The sequence below is a fragment of the Erwinia sp. PPS120 genome, from assembly GCF_047918655.1.
Taxonomy (GTDB): domain Bacteria; phylum Pseudomonadota; class Gammaproteobacteria; order Enterobacterales; family Enterobacteriaceae; genus Erwinia; species Erwinia tasmaniensis_A.
Map to the genome: position 1 here is coordinate 1 of NZ_JBLREF010000012.1, position 15,367 is coordinate 15,367.

The following is a 15,367-nucleotide window of genomic DNA, read 5'->3' on the forward strand; positions in this document are numbered from 1 at the left end:
CCCACCCCAGATATGAGAACCAGTCTCGTGGGCTCGGAGATGTGTATAAGAGACAGCTAATAGTTAAATATACGCGCGTATATTTAACTATTAGTTATGTTAATCGTAACGCATTCTCATGTCAATATACATCGTGCATCCTTTTTGTGTTACGTTGATTCTCGTATTTTGGTTACGTTAATTGGTCGGTTATTTTTACATCGACATATTGCTATGTCTTATAAATGTGTTACGATAACTTAATCGCAAAAATGAGGGGGGTAGCATGGCAAAAATCAAGATAGGCGAGATGGTGAACCGCCTGATAGCGGAAGTTGATGAAATCGACGCCTCGGACATTCCGCAGGGAATCAAAACCAAAAAGCACAAGGCCGCCGCCAGTAGGTTTAAAAATGCTCTGTTTGCGGACAAGCGGAAATATCGCGGAAAGGGTCTGGCAAAGCGCGTAACAGCGAACACGTACAACACGTACATGAGCCGGGCGCGTTCGAAATTTGATGACCGACTACATCATTCTTTTGAAAAAAACGTGATCGATATGGCCGCAAAGTACCCGCTTTACGCCGACGAGCTTAATTCCTGGTTAAACCTGCCGGTGAAGGAAATCCGCGTGCGCGCTGCGGCCCTGAAAGAGCGCCTGAAGGAAATCATGCCGTTGTCCGAAGCGTTAGGCGAAGTTCGCCCGGGAACAAAGGCGGCAGAGAAGAAAGTGATCGCGCTCGGGTCGAAATACCCAGGGTGGAAACTTGCCCTGTTTGACCTGAACGCACCAGACTGGCGGGAAGCCCGCGAGCGGCTTTACAAGTATTTCCAGGAGGGCGATCGCCTGCTCGATGACCTGATGAGCCTGCGGATTAATCATGAGGTCATGTATGCGCTGACGTTAAGCCAGGCCGAGCGCGTATCGATACAGAAACGATGGGGCGACGTGCTCGACGAGAAAAAGCGCAGCACTGTTCTGATAGATTACCCGGCCTATATGCAGGCCGTGTTAGACATACTGCATACCCCGACCAGTCAGTACAGCTTTAACACGCGAACCAGCATGGCCCCGCTTGCTTTTGCGCTTGCTGCGGTATCTGGCCGCCGCATGATTGAGATTATGCGATTAGGTGAGTTCACCCCTACAGGCCGCTACACGGTCGATTTTGTCGGGCAGGCTAAAAAGCGCAGTGAAGAGGACGGCACGCCCCGGACTATCTACACGCTTTGCGATAGCGCCCTGTTTGTTGACCGCCTGAATATACTGCGCGGCAGTGCGGCCGCAGCCGATTTTGACGAGGTGGTTAAAGGCTACGGCGAAGACGACACGCGATCAGAGAATGGCAGGATTTCCACCCTGCTTGGCAACTCTTTTAACGCCTGGGTAAAAACGTTCTTCAGCGATGACCGGCGGGTTTTCAAGGATAGCCGCGCTATCTATGCCCGCATCGCCTATGAGTCATGGTTCCGCGTTGACCCCCGCTGGGCCAAAGTCGATGAGGACGTGTTCTTTTCTGAAATCCTCGGTCACGACGACGAAGGGACGCAGCTGCACTATAAGCAGTTCAAGCTGCATAACTTTTCGCGGAGCTGGAAATATGAAACAGGCGAGCAAAACAGCCGACTGGCAGGGCTTCACGAACTGGACGACATGATGCCCGGATTTGCACGCGGCGACGCGGCCATTAAGTTACATGATGAAGTAAAGCGCATAATCGAAGCAGAACCCGGGGCGATTATTAACAGTACCCGCCTGCGCAAGCTGGGTTTCAATACCCTGCTGATTCAACGCTATTTGGAGGTTGCAGCTGATGCGCTGGGGCAGACGATCGGGGAGAACGGGCGCCTGCAGCTGGCAGAAAACGTTAAAGCCATCGTGCTGGATAATGACGAGCACGCCGAAGAGCTGGCAGACGATGAGGCAGAAGAGGAAGAGGCCGACGACGCCCACGAAGACGACGAGATAGAGCTGGTGGAGGAAAGCACCGATGAACCTGCTGCAGCCGAACCTCCGACCGAAGAACGCCCCCGCTTTGACGCCCCAAAGCGCAACGATAATGGCGAATGGGTGATCCGTTATGAGTTTGGCGGCCAGCGCTATGCGTGGACCGGCAGCGCTGAAAATATTAAGGATGCAATGATGAAGGCGTGGGAGGCGTATCACTGATGATTTATCGCAGAGGATGGGTGCCGGTTCTTTATCGGTATGAACTCGAAAAAAGGCTCAAAGCGCAAGGCTTCGAAAACTGGAAAGCGATCACGCGGTTTTTATGTGAAGGGGATGCGAAAGCCTACTACGACAGCGAGATTATGCCCGACGAGTATGCTTATCAGGTCGTTAATAACACTGAATGGCAAGCCTCGCGCGACGCAACGTTCTGGCAGCGCCTTAACAGGCTGTGGTTTGTGCCGTTGTGGGTGATGACAATGCCATTTCAATGGCTTTTCCGGGGCCGGATAGGTTTTAACACCACGTCAAAATTCGCGAAGGTCTGTTCCAGAATTACCGGCTTGGAGTAAATGTAAAGCTGGCCGCCCGGCCAGCCTTTCAGTTGTCTAACACGCGCACGTCGTTCAGAACGTGCGTTATCACCCCAAAACAGATCCCCTCTTCGCCGCTGGCTTCATCATCGGTCAGAGCCAGACGGCGACCAGGGTGATTCAGTTCCTGCAAATGAATCTGCGGAACGGTCCGGTACCTCACCAGCCTGAAAGAGCCGTCAATTTTCGCGGCGATAATGCTGCCATCAGACGGTTTGCTGTCACTGTTAACGACCAGCAAAGCGCCCTTTTTAATTCCATCCTGTGACGAATCTGCATCAGCTTTAAATAGGTAAACTGACGGCCTATTGGTATTACAGAGGCCATCAAGAGAAATTCGTGATTCTGTGTAGTCCTGAGCGGGAGACGGGAAACCCATAATTTTTGCCCTCCTATTTTACTGTATTTTTATACAGTATAAATGAGGGCGAAAATAAGGGAAGCAGGTAAAAGAAGATTGCGACATAGCAGCTTGATTAGTACCGGAAAAAATTATCACTGAGCGCAAGCCGCTGCGCTTATTTTCTGTAAAGGCTGTTCTGAATGCACTCGAAAATATTTTTATAACCGCTTTAAAAATTTGTTATCTCTACTGATTACAGTGAATGGCGTTGAAGGCTGCGCCACTGATGTCTGGGCAGATTCCTCGCCGTTTCCCCGTGATCCAGATCTTTCCTTACTTATAAGACCTACCAAAACATCTGGATCACACCTTCGCGCCTGTTTTGCCCCTGTGTCAGCTTGCTTGCAGGCGTTTCAGGGCGGCATGTTCGCCGGGATTCAGCGAGCCGATATGGTCGGCCAGATACATTCCCGCGAGTGTTGCGCGCGCCAGCTGCACCGGCATAGCCGCCAGCTGCTTCAGTTCGTCGCTGGTAAGCACGCTGACAACCCACCGGAGTGGGACCGGCGTGTCAGCCACGGCCAGCGCTACGGCGGCCTCTGCGGCGTTCTGCGAAGCGCCATTGCTGGACGCGGTGATGTCGCAATCGCGTGATCCAGATCTTTCGTTATCTATAAGACCTAAGAAAAGATCTGGATCATCACTTCCGCCCATTTCCACCGGTTCCGCCTTCGCGTTAAAGAACGATTTCCCGGCGTCAGCACGCAGCGCGTTCAGACTGTTCATGAATGCCACCGAACCGGCATCCAGACGCATCACACGCGCCCCACGCGCGCCAATGCGGTCATTCTCAACCACGAAGCCGAGTGCGCCGCAAATGTCCTTAAAAACGACGTCAGGGCGTTTTTTAGCGCCATTACGTCCGAGGTAGCCACCGAAGCGCAGAACGTTGTTAAACGCGTCCACGCCAGCCAGCTCGACCACGGCGGTCAGCGCTTCTTTCTGCGCCTCTTTCGTCGCCTGTCCGCTGCCGGTCCGGGTATCAATACCGCACTTCTCAAAGTACAGGCGCAGCGCTTTACTGTGCAGGGCTGCAAAGGTGCGGTTCGGCACCTCGACCAGCGGCTGATGGCGTACAGTGAATGATGCAACACCCGGCTGCAGCTTGCGGAATTTTGCGTCAGCCTCTTCGCGTGTGTGTGCAGTAATGGAAACAAAGTTGGTGCGCATGGCTTTACGGAAACTGTAAGAGAAACAGATCATCGCCTGATGGTCATCAATGGCCGCTGCCGTAGCGTCGTCCATGTTCATCAGCTCCAGCAGGCTTAATTTTTTCCGGCCACCGTCCATGTAAAACGCCAGCGTTTCAGGCGTCACATCGAGCATCAGTTCGTTTTCTATTTCCCAGCGGGCCAGCTGTGCCTGCTGCACCACGTCGAGATATTCCGCGTCCATCAGCTGTTCGCGCTCTTCATCAGACGGCGTTACGGCTTCCATGTGGACCAGTACGGTCTGCTCCCATACCCGCTCGCGTGACTCCTTGCGCATCTGCTTCCCGGCTTCACTGCGCGGGTCGCTCGGGGCCAGCTGCTTCACGGAATAGCCGTCGGCCTCCAGAATCAGGATCAGGTTATTTTTGAAGTCGTTGCGGGCGGCGGCTTCCTGCGCCGCCAGGCGGAACTGCATATCAGTAAAATCAGTATCAGCCAGACCAAACGAGGCGCGGCGCGCTTCCGGGTCCAGGCGGATATCAGTAACGTGATTCAGGAAAAAGTCGGTATAGCTGACGGCACCGGCAAAGCCATTGCGGCGGGCGTCTTCGCTGGTTTCCTTACGGCCCGGCAGCTGCGCCAGCCCGATCAGAAATTCGCGGGCCTTACGGTCGCGGCGCAGCATCTGAATCGCATCTGACGGCACGATCTGGCCGCAGAACATGCCGAAATGCCGGGTAAAGTGACGGTGTTCGTCCAGTGAAACGCCGGAAGAAATCGCGGGGCTGTAAATGAGGCCGTCATAGTTGCGCACGCAGCCATTCGGGTCACTCATGAACGCCTTAACGTCGTCCTGCATTTTTGTGTCCTGGCTGACGTACAGCCAGCGCTTATCAGGGAAGTCGGTGATCAGCTGGTCGTAAACCTGCTGGCCGAACGCTTTGGAATCGGTCGCAATCAGGATCTTTTCTTCGCGTTTGGCAGCCGCCATGATTTCGAAATAAACGCGGTCGCGGTCGGTGTACAGCACGCGCAGTGGCTGGCGCTCTTCGCTGCCGTCTTCCGGGTCGCAGGTCACATCGACCGGCAGTTCGATAACGTGAATTTTTTCCCACTGCGGCAGGCCGGTACGCTGGCGCTTCTGCATCGCCAGTTCGCAGAACGTGACAAGTGAATCGTTGGCGTCAGCATCGACCAGCAGCGCGCATTCTGTGGTACGGGCAAACGCATCGATCAGGTGATTGAACACGCTGACCGGGTTTTCCATCGCCTTGCCGATAAGAATGCCGCGCAGGCCCTGCGTGGCTTCGTCCAGCCCGATGAAATCGTGGTTGTTCATCAGGGGCTGCCACTTAGGCTTAATGATGGAGTTAATGCAGATCGTCAGCTTGTTAATCAGCTCGGGGGAAATGCCACCCATATCGTCTTTGTAGTAGAACACCGCCGAGTCGCGCTGGTTGCCTTCGTCGTCCAGCTGCATGACGCTGTTCATAGACAGCATCAGGCTGACACGGTTTGCCAGTGCCACGCCGCGATGTGACTGCTGCATGATAGGGCGCATCAGGTTACGCGTCTTGCCTGAACCCATACCGGCACGAACAATAACCGGACCGGTCTTTGAAAGGCGCATCACAAGGTCGAGGACCTGCGGGGTGATTTTTGAGGTTTTCAGCCTGCGATAATCAACGTGTTCCGGGCGGAATCGTGAGTCAGTGATCGCATCAGTAAAGCCGCGCGCTTCCATTGCGGCTTTTTTCTTGAGGCGGTATTTCCATTCAATGCGGCTGTGTGCGCTGATGGTTAACGCTTCATCTGCCTGCATTTCTTTAAGCCGGTCAGCGATCATCGCTTTCACTTCGTCGCGACTCAGTTCGCCCGGGCAGGACAGCATGGCCACATCAACGCACTGAAAAACCTGCTTTTCAAACTGGTCTGAATTTTCCTGACTCATAAAGCGCAGCTTTTGAAGCGCGGCATCGTACAGGTTAGCCGGACGGCTCAGGCGGTTCGCCTGTGCTTTCATCTGGCTGACAGTTTCAATGCGGCCATTCAGAACAAACAGGTCGTTGAAATCGTTCCCGTTTTCATCATAAAACGTCGGGAAAATACATTTGATCCCGGCATCCGGGAAGGCTTCCAGAATTTCAAGACCGGTAAGCATACCGGTGTTGCCTTTACGGGGCTTAAGGCGGTCATTATCCAGCGCGCAGGTAATATCAAATCCGCACTCGAGATCAATCAGCTGGCGCACGACGTGGATCATGTTACCGGCAGAAATGGCGACGACAACCGCATCGAACCGCCCAGGCTCAGCCAGGAACACAGATGCAGCGGTCGCAAAACCTTCCGCGACGGCCACGCGCTGCGCGTTCTCAAGCGAGCCAATAACAAAGGCCGCGCCGACATAGCTGACTTCTTCAATCGCTGCGGTCTGGCGCTTTTTGCCGTTCATGAAAATGCGTTGCCAGCCCGCCAGTTTACCGGCCTGCTCACCGTTCAGATGGCGCAGCGGGATCGCCATAAACTCGGCTTTACGTCCTGTGTGACCACGGACACACATCGTCACGCGGCGCACGTCACAATGCGCAAATACCGGCGCGATACGCTTTTCGATGGCGTAAGGATGTGAGCCATCTTCACGCGGCGCGGCGTCAAATGCGTCTTTAATCCGGTTCCACTCTTCGCGGGCTTCTGCTGCTTCCTGTGCGCGGCGTTTAGCCTCAACAGCAGCAATCTGTTCGCGCTCAAGGCGGCGCGCTTTCTGCTGCTGGCGACGTTCTTCACGGCGGCGGATCTCTTCCGGGGTCTGTGTGACCACGGTCGCACAGCGGCGCATGTGTTCGTCGTATTCGCGTTTCAGGAAGTCATAGCCGTTCCACTCACCCGCGCCTTTCTGCTTAACAACAAAGTTAATGAACGGGTAACGGATGCGCCCGCTGCTGCGGATATTGGAATAAATATCGGCATGGCCTTTCAGCCGGGGTTCGGTGGTGATGGGGTAGCGGCGGTTATAGGTGCGGAACTTCGTCTGAAGGCCGTCACCGTCAATCAGGCGGATGGAAGATGCATTCGCAGACCAGTCAAAACCGGCCTGTTCGGCTATCTGTGCGACTTCGTGGTCGCCAGCCCTGAAAAGCTCATAGGGATCGGAGTTATAAAACTCCTGGTAAAAATCCGTTATTGTCATTTTTTAACCAGAATCAGTACGCATTGAACTTGCGCACAGGGTCCGGTCTTAGCTACAATAAAGTCGCTCGCTAAAGCATCTTTAGTTGTGTCGCTAAGACCAGCTAAAAGAATTAGAGGAAGAACCCGGTCGGCAAAACCGGGTTTTTTTTCGTCCCGAATTCGGAACTGCCTACTAATTCGCCAATTTATAGCCTGACCTGCGCGTCGTTATTACCGGCAAAATAATAACGGCGTCAAGCCGACTTTACAAACATGGAAAGCATGTTTGTCAGATCTTTTTTACTGTCCAGGCTTTCGCCATCGCCACGATGGGGTGTAAATACTCAATTTCGTCATATCGGAACACTTCTCGGTTATTCAGTTCCTTCAATGAATTGAATACAAAACTATCGCCCATATCCGTAATCAGGGTCATGATGGCAATAAAGTTATCATCCCGGCGTAATTTCACCAAATGCGTTTCGCCAGTTATCGGACGTACATCAGAATCGGCAATAATCAGATCGCCCGCCTGAAACGCTGGCGCGCCCCGGCTGTCAGCGATGCGAACCGCATACAGCCTGCGCGCAACGTTGTTCGGCACATCCACGAACTGCTGGTCCGCCGCGTTCTGCACGCCATCTTTTAAAAATACGTCACTGGGGCCGGTCAGCGTTGTTCCAACAATCGGGATACCGTGCTCCGAACTGGCATCCTTCCCTGTTAAAACCCATTCCGGCGAACGTCCGTAAATCTTCGCAAGTTTAAGAGCCAGATCCAGCGTTGGCATACCGTCCGTTCTTTCAAGGTGTCCGAGAGCAGCATGCGTACAGCCAATTGCCTCGGCAACCCCGCGCAGACTGTAGGCGCTGGCATTATTGGGGTTCGCGTGTTTCAGCTCTTCGCGGCGAGCTTTCAGCCATTGTCCTCTGTTCATGCGCCCGATAATAACCTACCAACGTTAAGCCAGCTATACGTAAGTTTGACATGAAGGATAAATATTAATCCTGATGGAAAATACGCTTTACAATCATGTTAAGCCTGCTTACCATTCAGACCCATGAATACCGCCGACGTTATTGCCTTCTATGGCACCAAAGCCGCCGCAGCGCGCGCCCTGAACGTTCACCGACTGGCCATTTACCAGTGGGGCGATAACGTGCCGTTTGCGCGTCAGTTTGAAATCGAAGTGAAGACCGGCGGGTACCTGAAATCAGACTACACGCTGGCCAGAGAGCACCGGAACGCCACCCGACACGCCTGTAAGGAAATGCGCTAATGCTTGATGAGTTTGTCCGGGGCCAGCTACGCAACGCCCTTTCCGACCTGCCTATGACGCAGAAAGGCCAGATCGCCATCATGAGCGATACCGCCGCCGGAGAAGGTTACACAGACCGGCCGCTGCGCTGCATCGAGTCAGAGGGCAGCACTGTCGAGGTGGAAGCGGAGCCGGTGCGCTATCACGAAGGAAAAAAGTACAAACAGAATAAGCCCCTGATTCTGGAAAGCGGCTTTCAGTCATCCATCTGGCGGCAGGCCGTTAACCGGCTGCCGGAAGAAGGGATAGCCTGGGCGAAATACTGCTACGGGGATTCGACGCGCTTTGAGTTTCAGGTCGCCATCTGTCATGAGGTCTGGAGCCGTTTTCAGGCGCTGGCGTCACTTGCCGGGCTGAAAAAAATGAGCGCTAAAACCAGCCAGAAAGTTCAGGCCCTCGCCTGGCTGGCTGTGCAGGTTTCGGCCAGCCAGATAAATGGCGGAAGCCGTGAATACAGCCCCGCCGAACTCAGCCGCTTAATCGGCATTAAGCCAGACAATTGGCAGCACAACTACCTTCCGCGCTGGTCGCTTCTTATCAGCGCCTGCAATGACTACGACAAAGAGGTGATCGGATATGTGGGGCGACAGCTCAAAGCAGAACGCCACCGGCGGCGAGATTGCCGGGTGCCTGTGTAAGCAACTTATGCGGCGTAACCCGGGGCAGCCCTCACTGCGTTACTCAGCTGTGCGCAGTGAATATCTGATGTTCTGCCCGTCCTGCGGCATCCGTACTTACCCGGCCAGCAACAAGCAGAGCGTGATCGCAGAATGGAACGGCATGAACCGCCCGGGCGATCCGTACATTGCCGAACTGTGGGAAGAGAAATTTTATAACCAGCAGAATGCGCCGATGAAGCAACCGGCCGAAGCGGCGAACTGTGTGACCACGGACACACACGAAAGGGCCATTTAATATGAATGATATTTACGCCGCAGCCGGTCGGGGAATGACGCCCGACACTGAATATAATTTTACAGATGAATACCTGATGCGTTTAAAAGGCGTGGATTTTATTCCTGTGCGAAAAAGAAAAGACTTTATCAATCGAAATGAAAATGCATTTCACCGAAATTATCTGACGCCATTAATGCGCAGCGTGAATAAATCCCGTTTCAAATTTCAGGACTCAAAAAAATGAAAGCGTTTAAAGTTATTTTTCCGTACATCACGACAAAAGAAATTCCAGAAGATATTAATCTCCGTTTAGAAGGTCATGCGTTTTCTGAATTAAAAGATGGGCAGACTAAATCAACAGGCTTTGCACTCTTAACGGAATCCGATCGTTTTATTCAGTCTGACAACCGATATTTATTTCATTACTGCGAGCAGACGCGAAAAGCTGACACAAATGCCGTGCGCAATATTTTAAGCGACCGCCTGCAAAAAGTTGAAGAGGAAGGCCGGGAACTGACAGAGGAAACCCGGGGAGAATTGCAGGCCATCGCAGAGCGTGAAGCGACTAAGTTCGCAGCTATTAAGCACTCGGGCGTCTTCATCTTGTTTGATGCGCCAGCCGGTCGCGTGTGGTGTGCAGGCAGCACCATTAACAAGTGTGAGGCCGCACTGAAACGTCTGCGCAGAGCACTCGGCAGCTTGGACACAGAGCCGGTCGTGCTGACCTTTGCCAGCCGTCGCCTTTCACGCCTGCTTAGTTGTGGCACCCTGCTGGCTGATGAATCCCTGCGCGTCCCGGAGTACGGAAAAGTGATTGCGCATGACACACATGACAGCAACAGTGCGCGCATGACGTTTGAGGGTTTTTCTCTGCTGGATTCCAGCGTCAGCGAAGTTCTGACTGACCGCGTAGTCAGCGCGGTTGAGATGGAACTGACCCAGCCTGACCCTAATGGCGGTAAGGCGAAGATAGTGGCGTCATTAGTACTTAAAGTCCCTGAAAAAGCGGGCGTCAGCCTGTCGGGCCTCTGGTTTGCAGGTGGCGCGTCTGAAAGCGTATCGGAGCAGGACCACGCCTCGGATATGCAGATTGTTGCGAAAACCTGCCAGCAGATTATGGACGGCTTAACCCGATTCATGAACCGTGGGGATCTGTGATTATGTCTGCAATTCAGCAGGCTAACGCCATGAAGGCGGTGCGCGTTCGCAGCGACCAGATGATTGCGAAGGGGTGCGACGGGTTTGTGTCGCTCGATGTGCTGCGCTTTGACGTGGGCCTGTCTACGCGTGCGCTTCGCCGCATCTATGACGCAGCAGTGTCGGAGGGAAAGCTGCAGCGAAAAAGCGACACGCGCGCCGACGGCATCAGTCGTTCTCACGCCTACCGCACTGTTCTGGCAGGTGCATAGCGCTGCCTGTAACATGTGTTGAAATATCGTCATAACTATGTAAGGAGGCTGCGACCTCCTTTTTGGCGTTAATTGGGCCGTCAGGCTTTATTTAGCACAAAATAATCCGGTGTATATTGATAAAATTTTGGGTTGCATAAATTATCGGGCATACAGCAAAGACCCTGGCTGTTAATGTGCGGTCATTTTCTTTTAGATTTACGGGATGTATCGCAAAGAAGGTGTTTATTAAAGTGCAACTACCAAATTTATTTTTGTGTTTCAGTAGACGGATGTTGGAAGTTCGGATAATGTATCCGCATTCAGATTTATCCAATGTACATTTTTTAGGAAGTGCTTATTTCGCGCCAGGCGAAACAGGCATAACCCGCCATTCCGGCGGGCGAGTTTGGTTAAAGTTAATCACGGATTGTAACAATGATGAATGCAACAACATCGCCTCATGCCCCCGAGCGAGTTAACCAGCTGCTGAACCAGATGCGTCACGGAATGAGCATCATGCGCTTAGCGATGGAATCAAGCGAAGGTGTGTCCCTGACCCCGGAAATGCTGTGTTTTCTGGATCAGTGGATCGAACACATTGACGAGATGAAAAACTGTGCAGCAGGCGCAGAACTTACTGCCTGAAATTGGTATCGGTTCCGGCCTGCTGTGTGTCCGTGGTCACACGGCGGATTTTGAGTATGACACGCTGATATTAATGGTTCCTCCGCACGCTGCCGCATACCGCTCCAGCGTGCTCAGCTTGACCCCGCCCGGGTTGTTTTCCAGCTGTGTGATCGTTGACGGCGTGACGTTGAGGCGTCGCGCCAGCTCTGCCTTGTTAATGTTGGCGTGCTCACGCAGACCAGCCAGGAGGGCCACCACGGCCAGCTCTCTGTCTGCATCGTTGTACCCCTCTACCGCCGCCTCAGTATTCAGCATGCGGCTTTTGAGTTCTTTTATTCCGACCGGTTTCATTCAAAATCCCCCAGGCGCTGCCGCGCCAGATTTATCGCCCGCACGGGCGTGGTCTGCGTCTTCTTCACAAAGGCGTGCAGAAGATAAATTTTCTGGTCCTTCTCGTAACAGTAGAGCGTTCTGGCAATATCGGCCCCGCCTACTCTCAGCTCAAACAGCCCGCCGCCAATCACCTTACTGTGCGGCATTTTCAACCGCCCTTCTGTTTCCAGCCGCTCAATCAGCCGGAACATCTGACCACGCAGGCGGTCAGGTAATTCCGCCAGCTCCTTCGCGGCCAGTTCGTGCGCCAGTACAGTATACATTGCGTCTCCTTGTGAACGAAAAGAAGTTTATCGCAGGCGCAATATTAAGTCAAAGGTAAAAGTTTAGTTATAACTAAATATTTATGTTTACGTGAAGATATGGCAGAGCTATTCTTTCGGTCGCAACGGGACGCCACCCGCTGCAATCCTTAAAAACGACAGGAGATAAGATGGACCAGTTAATTGAGTTTCCTTACTGCGGCGGCATCGTCCGGGTGCAGGTGCAGGCAAAAGCGGTGATCGTGAATTTTTTCGGTCAGCGATTCCAGTTCAGCGCCACTAAAGCCGCGCTGCGCGAACGTGTCAGGCTGGAAATCCGCAAGGCTGGCCTGTCCAGCCAGCTGGACAGAATCATCAGACGTGAGGCCGCCACGGCCCGCAAACACATGTAACAGGAGGCGCGCGGGCGGCAGCTCTGCCGCCCGCAGTCACCGAACCGCCGGAACGCCATCCGGCAGCGAAAACCGACAGGGGAACATATGAAAACTATCAGTGACATTGAGGCGTTCGCGGAGCTGGCAAGCGCGCGTGATGGTCTCGGCGAAATCGCAGAACGCCTATACCTGCTTCACAAAAAAGCCAAAAATGACGAGACACCGGAAGGCCGCATGCTGGCGCGGTCAGTCCGCGAGCTACAGCTGCAGCTGTGCGACTCACAGCGGAAAATGGCCGACTTAGCCGCGTGCTATCACTGAAACCTGATTTATCTAAGGGGTAGTAAAATGAGCGAAGTAATGCGTTTAAGCCTGGATATGCAGTTCGCAAAATCGCAGTACAAAGAAGATGAAAACGGGAATCTCGTTTATTACAAAGACTACGCCGCCCTTAAGGAAGACCGCGACGCACTGGCGGCTAGGGTGAAGCAGCTGGAGTGGGATAGCGTATTCATTCCAAAGGACATTGAAGCGGCCTTAGCGGTAATGGGTGTAGCGCTTCCTGAGTCGAAAGAAGAGTTCAATTTCTCAATCAATCGTTGGGTACAGCGGTTAGTTGATCGGGTGATTCGCATCGTGCCAGAGCTTGATGCAGAGCGTAATAATTTGCGGGCTGAGGGTGCCGCCTCCGTAGGGACGCTGATTCGTGCTTGCGCGCATGAGTTCCCGGATAGCGCTGAGGACATTGTGGAAGAGTGCGCCATGATTGCTGACAACAGAGCTACTAGCCTCCGATCCGAATCCGCAGAGTCAGATCGTGACAAGTGGAAAGAGGCCGCTATCGCCGCACATGAAGAGTCTGAACTGATACTTGCGAAGCTGGCAGAGCTGGAAAATCAGAAGCCGCTAGGTTACACAGCACCTTACGCTTTAAAAGACCTTTCAATGGGTGTCAGCGCCGTAATCGTAGCTAAGTTTGACGACAACCCAGAGATTGAACGTAATGCTCGCGACATTATTCCGCTATTCACCCGCCCCGCGCCCGCCGTCAGCTTGGCGAAACTGGTGCCGGTTAATGCTCCGATGGAGGTGGTTTGTTCGATGGACGAAGCGGTTAATGTTCACATCTGCGACTCCGACATGCAGAAAATATGGTCAATTGTTCGTGCGGCCACACTTCGGCTCATTGAGGAGGCGAAATGACCGACAAACAATATCCCAGCAACCTCTATCTTGAGTCTGCTGCCACGAATGTCGATTTCGCAAAACAGGTGCCGGTAGAGGCAGTCATTGTCATGGCGAAAGAGCTGTTATCCCTGCGTAACGCGCCTGATGGGTGGAAATTAGTGCCAGTAGAACCCACAGAGGAAATGGTCATTAGTGGCTTCGAGTCTCAACCTGATGAATGTTTAAGTGATCCAGTCGTATGGGAGAAATATAGCCAAATGAGTGGGTGCCAGCAGGCGTCGTATGAAGCACAACTTTGCTGGGCAGCTATGCTGGCCGTAGCACCGTGCTACGGTACAAAATAAAACCTTTGGAAAGTGTACTTGACAAAAAATCAATGTTTCCGGTACTCTATTTCTAAGTTGGGATAGCAACACCCGTACACAGAAAGCCGCCGAAAGGCGGTTTTTTTTCGCCTGAAATTTGCCTGCCGCAATGGCTTTTACGCCTCCGCGTTCCGGGCCATTACGACCCCCGCATATGACTGACACCGTTCAAATCGGCGCAGCGCGTTTAGCCTGTGCGGATTCTCTGCAATACATAAAAACGATACCCGACGCCAGCATTGACCTGATTTGTACCGACCCGCCTTATTTTCGCGTAAAGGAAAACGAGTGGGATCGGCAGTGGTCCAGCGATGCCGACTATCTTGCCTGGCTGGAGGCGATGGTCTGCGAGTTTCGCCGCGTCCTGAAGCCGACAGGCAGCCTGTATATGTTCTGCGGCCACCGGCTGGCCGCCGATACCGAAATCATGGTGCGCCGTCATCTGAACGTACTGAACCATATCATCTGGTCGAAGCCGACAGGGACATGGGGACGCAACCGCAAGGAAGCGTTCCGCCAGTTCTTCCCGTCAACGGAACGCATCATTTTTGCTGACCACTATGGCGAGCGCAGCACCGCGCCAGGCGGAATTGGTTATGGCGCGAAAATGGAAGAGCTGCGCCGGGACGTGTTCGGCCCGCTCATCAGCTACTTCGCAGACGCCCGTGCCGCCCTGAACGTCAGCGCCCGGGAAATTCACGCCGCCACCGGCACGCAGATGTGTTCGCACTGGTTCAGCGGGTCGCAGTGGCAACTGCCAAAGCCTGCGCAGTACGCGCAGTTACAGGCGCTGTTTGCGCGTAAGGCTGAGGGTTACGACCACCCGGGCCTGCCGATGCCGTATGACGCGTTACAGGCGCGTTACGCGCAGCTTTCTGACGAGCTGAACCAGCGCCGCAGTGAGGGCGAAGCCGCCCGCCGCGTCTTCACCGTTACTAAAGCCGTGCCGTTCCTCGACGTCTGGACCTACCCGGTCGTTCAGGGCTATCCCGGCAAGCACCCGTGCGAAAAGCCTGCCGCAATGATGATCGACATCATTAACGCCAGCAGCCGCCCGGGTGACGTGCTGGCCGACTTCTTCATGGGTTCCGGTTCGTTTCTCAAAGCCGCCATCAGGCTGGGTCGCCGCGTGACCGGCGTGGAACGTGACCCCGAGAGATTCCGGCAGACAGTGGGCGAAGTTGAAGCCGTACATCGCGAGCTGTACCCGACCGGGCTGACTGAGCCGGTCAGTGACCTGACCCCGTTAACCAGTGTGTGACCACGGTCACACACTTCCCCATTATGGCGTGCTGTAGAGCTGGCC

At 53.7% G+C, this 15,367-nt stretch carries 19 protein-coding genes; 14 read left to right on the top strand and 5 right to left on the bottom strand.

Annotated elements, in window-relative coordinates:
• Nucleotides 1-265: 265 nt before the first annotated feature.
• Together ACLRGG_RS07505 and ACLRGG_RS07510 are read left to right on the top strand one after the other, a co-directional pair.
• On the top strand, nucleotides 266-2,149 hold the full coding sequence (locus ACLRGG_RS07505) for a protelomerase family protein (protein WP_416249139.1): 1,884 nt from the start codon (nucleotides 266-268) through the stop codon (nucleotides 2,147-2,149).
• Nucleotides 2,149-2,502, top strand: a complete 354-nt coding sequence (locus ACLRGG_RS07510; RefSeq protein ID WP_416249140.1) for a hypothetical protein — start codon at nucleotides 2,149-2,151, stop codon at nucleotides 2,500-2,502. The genes ACLRGG_RS07505 and ACLRGG_RS07510 overlap by 1 nt, the downstream gene beginning before the upstream one ends.
• Nucleotides 2,503-2,530: 28 nt before the next feature.
• On the opposite strand, the gene ACLRGG_RS07515 is transcribed toward ACLRGG_RS07510, so the two are convergent.
• From ACLRGG_RS07515 to ACLRGG_RS07525, 3 genes are all read right to left on the bottom strand, one after another.
• Nucleotides 2,531-2,902 carry a HumD family translesion DNA polymerase gene (locus ACLRGG_RS07515; RefSeq protein ID WP_416249141.1) on the bottom strand — a complete coding sequence of 124 codons (372 nt, stop codon included), beginning with the start codon at nucleotides 2,900-2,902 and terminating at the stop codon, nucleotides 2,531-2,533.
• A gap of 357 nt (nucleotides 2,903-3,259) precedes the next feature.
• The gene (locus tag ACLRGG_RS07520) at nucleotides 3,260-7,264 is read right to left on the bottom strand and encodes a plasmid replication protein, CyRepA1 family (RefSeq protein WP_416249142.1); all 4,005 of its coding nucleotides are present in this window, start codon (nucleotides 7,262-7,264) and stop codon (nucleotides 3,260-3,262) included.
• 270 nt (nucleotides 7,265-7,534) lie between these two features.
• Nucleotides 7,535-8,182 carry a helix-turn-helix domain-containing protein gene (locus ACLRGG_RS07525; RefSeq protein WP_416249143.1) on the bottom strand — a complete coding sequence of 216 codons (648 nt, stop codon included), beginning with the start codon at nucleotides 8,180-8,182 and terminating at the stop codon, nucleotides 7,535-7,537.
• A gap of 123 nt (nucleotides 8,183-8,305) precedes the next feature.
• Between ACLRGG_RS07525 and ACLRGG_RS07530 the strand changes: the two genes are divergently transcribed.
• From ACLRGG_RS07530 to ACLRGG_RS07560, 7 genes are all read left to right on the top strand, one after another.
• Nucleotides 8,306-8,524, top strand: coding sequence for a Cro/CI family transcriptional regulator (locus ACLRGG_RS07530; protein WP_416249144.1), 219 nt, complete (start codon nucleotides 8,306-8,308; stop codon nucleotides 8,522-8,524).
• Nucleotides 8,524-9,201: a bacteriophage antitermination protein Q gene (locus ACLRGG_RS07535; RefSeq protein WP_416249145.1), complete on the top strand. Its 678-nt coding sequence runs from the start codon at nucleotides 8,524-8,526 to the stop codon at nucleotides 9,199-9,201. The genes ACLRGG_RS07530 and ACLRGG_RS07535 overlap by 1 nt, the downstream gene beginning before the upstream one ends.
• A 7-nt stretch (nucleotides 9,202-9,208) precedes the next feature.
• Nucleotides 9,209-9,478, top strand: a complete 270-nt coding sequence (locus ACLRGG_RS07540) for a hypothetical protein (RefSeq protein ID WP_416249146.1) — start codon at nucleotides 9,209-9,211, stop codon at nucleotides 9,476-9,478.
• 1 nt (nucleotide 9,479) lies between these two features.
• Complete coding sequence (locus tag ACLRGG_RS07545; protein WP_416249147.1) at nucleotides 9,480-9,704, top strand: hypothetical protein; 225 nt, start codon at nucleotides 9,480-9,482, stop codon at nucleotides 9,702-9,704.
• Nucleotides 9,701-10,618, top strand: a complete 918-nt coding sequence (gene rdgC, locus ACLRGG_RS07550; RefSeq protein WP_416249148.1) for a recombination-associated protein RdgC — start codon at nucleotides 9,701-9,703, stop codon at nucleotides 10,616-10,618. Before ACLRGG_RS07545 ends, rdgC begins: the two co-directional genes overlap by 4 nt.
• A 2-nt stretch (nucleotides 10,619-10,620) precedes the next feature.
• On the top strand, nucleotides 10,621-10,869 hold the full coding sequence (locus tag ACLRGG_RS07555) for a hypothetical protein (protein ID WP_416249149.1): 249 nt from the start codon (nucleotides 10,621-10,623) through the stop codon (nucleotides 10,867-10,869).
• Nucleotides 10,870-11,286: 417 nt separating this feature from the next.
• A complete protein-coding gene (locus ACLRGG_RS07560; protein WP_416249150.1) occupies nucleotides 11,287-11,496 on the top strand; it encodes a hypothetical protein in 210 nt (69 codons plus the stop codon).
• Between the two features lie 36 nt (nucleotides 11,497-11,532).
• On the opposite strand, the gene ACLRGG_RS07565 is transcribed toward ACLRGG_RS07560, so the two are convergent.
• Entirely contained in the window at nucleotides 11,533-11,829 is a 297-nt protein-coding gene (locus ACLRGG_RS07565; RefSeq protein WP_416249151.1) for a helix-turn-helix domain-containing protein, read from the bottom strand.
• Nucleotides 11,826-12,134: a type II toxin-antitoxin system RelE/ParE family toxin gene (locus tag ACLRGG_RS07570; RefSeq protein WP_416249152.1), complete on the bottom strand. Its 309-nt coding sequence runs from the start codon at nucleotides 12,132-12,134 to the stop codon at nucleotides 11,826-11,828. Before ACLRGG_RS07570 ends, ACLRGG_RS07565 begins: the two co-directional genes overlap by 4 nt.
• 170 nt (nucleotides 12,135-12,304) lie before the next feature.
• Here ACLRGG_RS07570 and ACLRGG_RS07575 point away from each other — a divergent pair, with 170 nt between their 5' ends.
• From ACLRGG_RS07575 to ACLRGG_RS07595, 5 genes are all read left to right on the top strand, one after another.
• Nucleotides 12,305-12,526, top strand: a complete 222-nt coding sequence (locus tag ACLRGG_RS07575; RefSeq protein ID WP_416249153.1) for a hypothetical protein — start codon at nucleotides 12,305-12,307, stop codon at nucleotides 12,524-12,526.
• 87 nt (nucleotides 12,527-12,613) lie between these two features.
• Nucleotides 12,614-12,829 (top strand): hypothetical protein, encoded by a 216-nt coding sequence (locus tag ACLRGG_RS07580; protein WP_416249154.1) that lies wholly within the window; start codon nucleotides 12,614-12,616, stop codon nucleotides 12,827-12,829.
• Nucleotides 12,830-12,856: 27 nt separating this feature from the next.
• On the top strand, nucleotides 12,857-13,711 hold the full coding sequence (locus tag ACLRGG_RS07585; protein ID WP_416249155.1) for a hypothetical protein: 855 nt from the start codon (nucleotides 12,857-12,859) through the stop codon (nucleotides 13,709-13,711).
• Nucleotides 13,708-14,040: a ubiquitin family protein gene (locus tag ACLRGG_RS07590; protein WP_416249156.1), complete on the top strand. Its 333-nt coding sequence runs from the start codon at nucleotides 13,708-13,710 to the stop codon at nucleotides 14,038-14,040. Before ACLRGG_RS07585 ends, ACLRGG_RS07590 begins: the two co-directional genes overlap by 4 nt.
• Nucleotides 14,041-14,215: 175 nt before the next feature.
• Complete coding sequence (locus ACLRGG_RS07595; RefSeq protein ID WP_416249157.1) at nucleotides 14,216-15,322, top strand: DNA-methyltransferase; 1,107 nt, start codon at nucleotides 14,216-14,218, stop codon at nucleotides 15,320-15,322.
• The last annotated feature ends 45 nt before the right edge of the window (nucleotides 15,323-15,367 follow it).

What these genes read in the sequence shown, in the direction of transcription:
- ACLRGG_RS07505 (WP_416249139.1), top strand. Translation starts at nt 266, where the DNA reads ATGGCAAAAATCAAGATAGGCGAGATGGTGAACCGCCTGATAGCGGAA.
- ACLRGG_RS07510 (WP_416249140.1), top strand. Translation starts at nt 2,149, where the DNA reads ATGATTTATCGCAGAGGATGGGTGCCGGTTCTTTATCGGTATGAACTC.
- ACLRGG_RS07515 (WP_416249141.1), bottom strand. Translation starts at nt 2,902, where the DNA reads ATGGGTTTCCCGTCTCCCGCTCAGGACTACACAGAATCACGAATTTCT.
- ACLRGG_RS07520 (WP_416249142.1), bottom strand. Translation starts at nt 7,264, where the DNA reads ATGACAATAACGGATTTTTACCAGGAGTTTTATAACTCCGATCCCTAT.
- ACLRGG_RS07525 (WP_416249143.1), bottom strand. Translation starts at nt 8,182, where the DNA reads ATGAACAGAGGACAATGGCTGAAAGCTCGCCGCGAAGAGCTGAAACAC.
- ACLRGG_RS07530 (WP_416249144.1), top strand. Translation starts at nt 8,306, where the DNA reads ATGAATACCGCCGACGTTATTGCCTTCTATGGCACCAAAGCCGCCGCA.
- ACLRGG_RS07535 (WP_416249145.1), top strand. Translation starts at nt 8,524, where the DNA reads ATGCTTGATGAGTTTGTCCGGGGCCAGCTACGCAACGCCCTTTCCGAC.
- ACLRGG_RS07540 (WP_416249146.1), top strand. Translation starts at nt 9,209, where the DNA reads ATGCGGCGTAACCCGGGGCAGCCCTCACTGCGTTACTCAGCTGTGCGC.
- ACLRGG_RS07545 (WP_416249147.1), top strand. Translation starts at nt 9,480, where the DNA reads ATGAATGATATTTACGCCGCAGCCGGTCGGGGAATGACGCCCGACACT.
- rdgC (WP_416249148.1), top strand. Translation starts at nt 9,701, where the DNA reads ATGAAAGCGTTTAAAGTTATTTTTCCGTACATCACGACAAAAGAAATT.
- ACLRGG_RS07555 (WP_416249149.1), top strand. Translation starts at nt 10,621, where the DNA reads ATGTCTGCAATTCAGCAGGCTAACGCCATGAAGGCGGTGCGCGTTCGC.
- ACLRGG_RS07560 (WP_416249150.1), top strand. Translation starts at nt 11,287, where the DNA reads ATGATGAATGCAACAACATCGCCTCATGCCCCCGAGCGAGTTAACCAG.
- ACLRGG_RS07565 (WP_416249151.1), bottom strand. Translation starts at nt 11,829, where the DNA reads ATGAAACCGGTCGGAATAAAAGAACTCAAAAGCCGCATGCTGAATACT.
- ACLRGG_RS07570 (WP_416249152.1), bottom strand. Translation starts at nt 12,134, where the DNA reads ATGTATACTGTACTGGCGCACGAACTGGCCGCGAAGGAGCTGGCGGAA.
- ACLRGG_RS07575 (WP_416249153.1), top strand. Translation starts at nt 12,305, where the DNA reads ATGGACCAGTTAATTGAGTTTCCTTACTGCGGCGGCATCGTCCGGGTG.
- ACLRGG_RS07580 (WP_416249154.1), top strand. Translation starts at nt 12,614, where the DNA reads ATGAAAACTATCAGTGACATTGAGGCGTTCGCGGAGCTGGCAAGCGCG.
- ACLRGG_RS07585 (WP_416249155.1), top strand. Translation starts at nt 12,857, where the DNA reads ATGAGCGAAGTAATGCGTTTAAGCCTGGATATGCAGTTCGCAAAATCG.
- ACLRGG_RS07590 (WP_416249156.1), top strand. Translation starts at nt 13,708, where the DNA reads ATGACCGACAAACAATATCCCAGCAACCTCTATCTTGAGTCTGCTGCC.
- ACLRGG_RS07595 (WP_416249157.1), top strand. Translation starts at nt 14,216, where the DNA reads ATGACTGACACCGTTCAAATCGGCGCAGCGCGTTTAGCCTGTGCGGAT.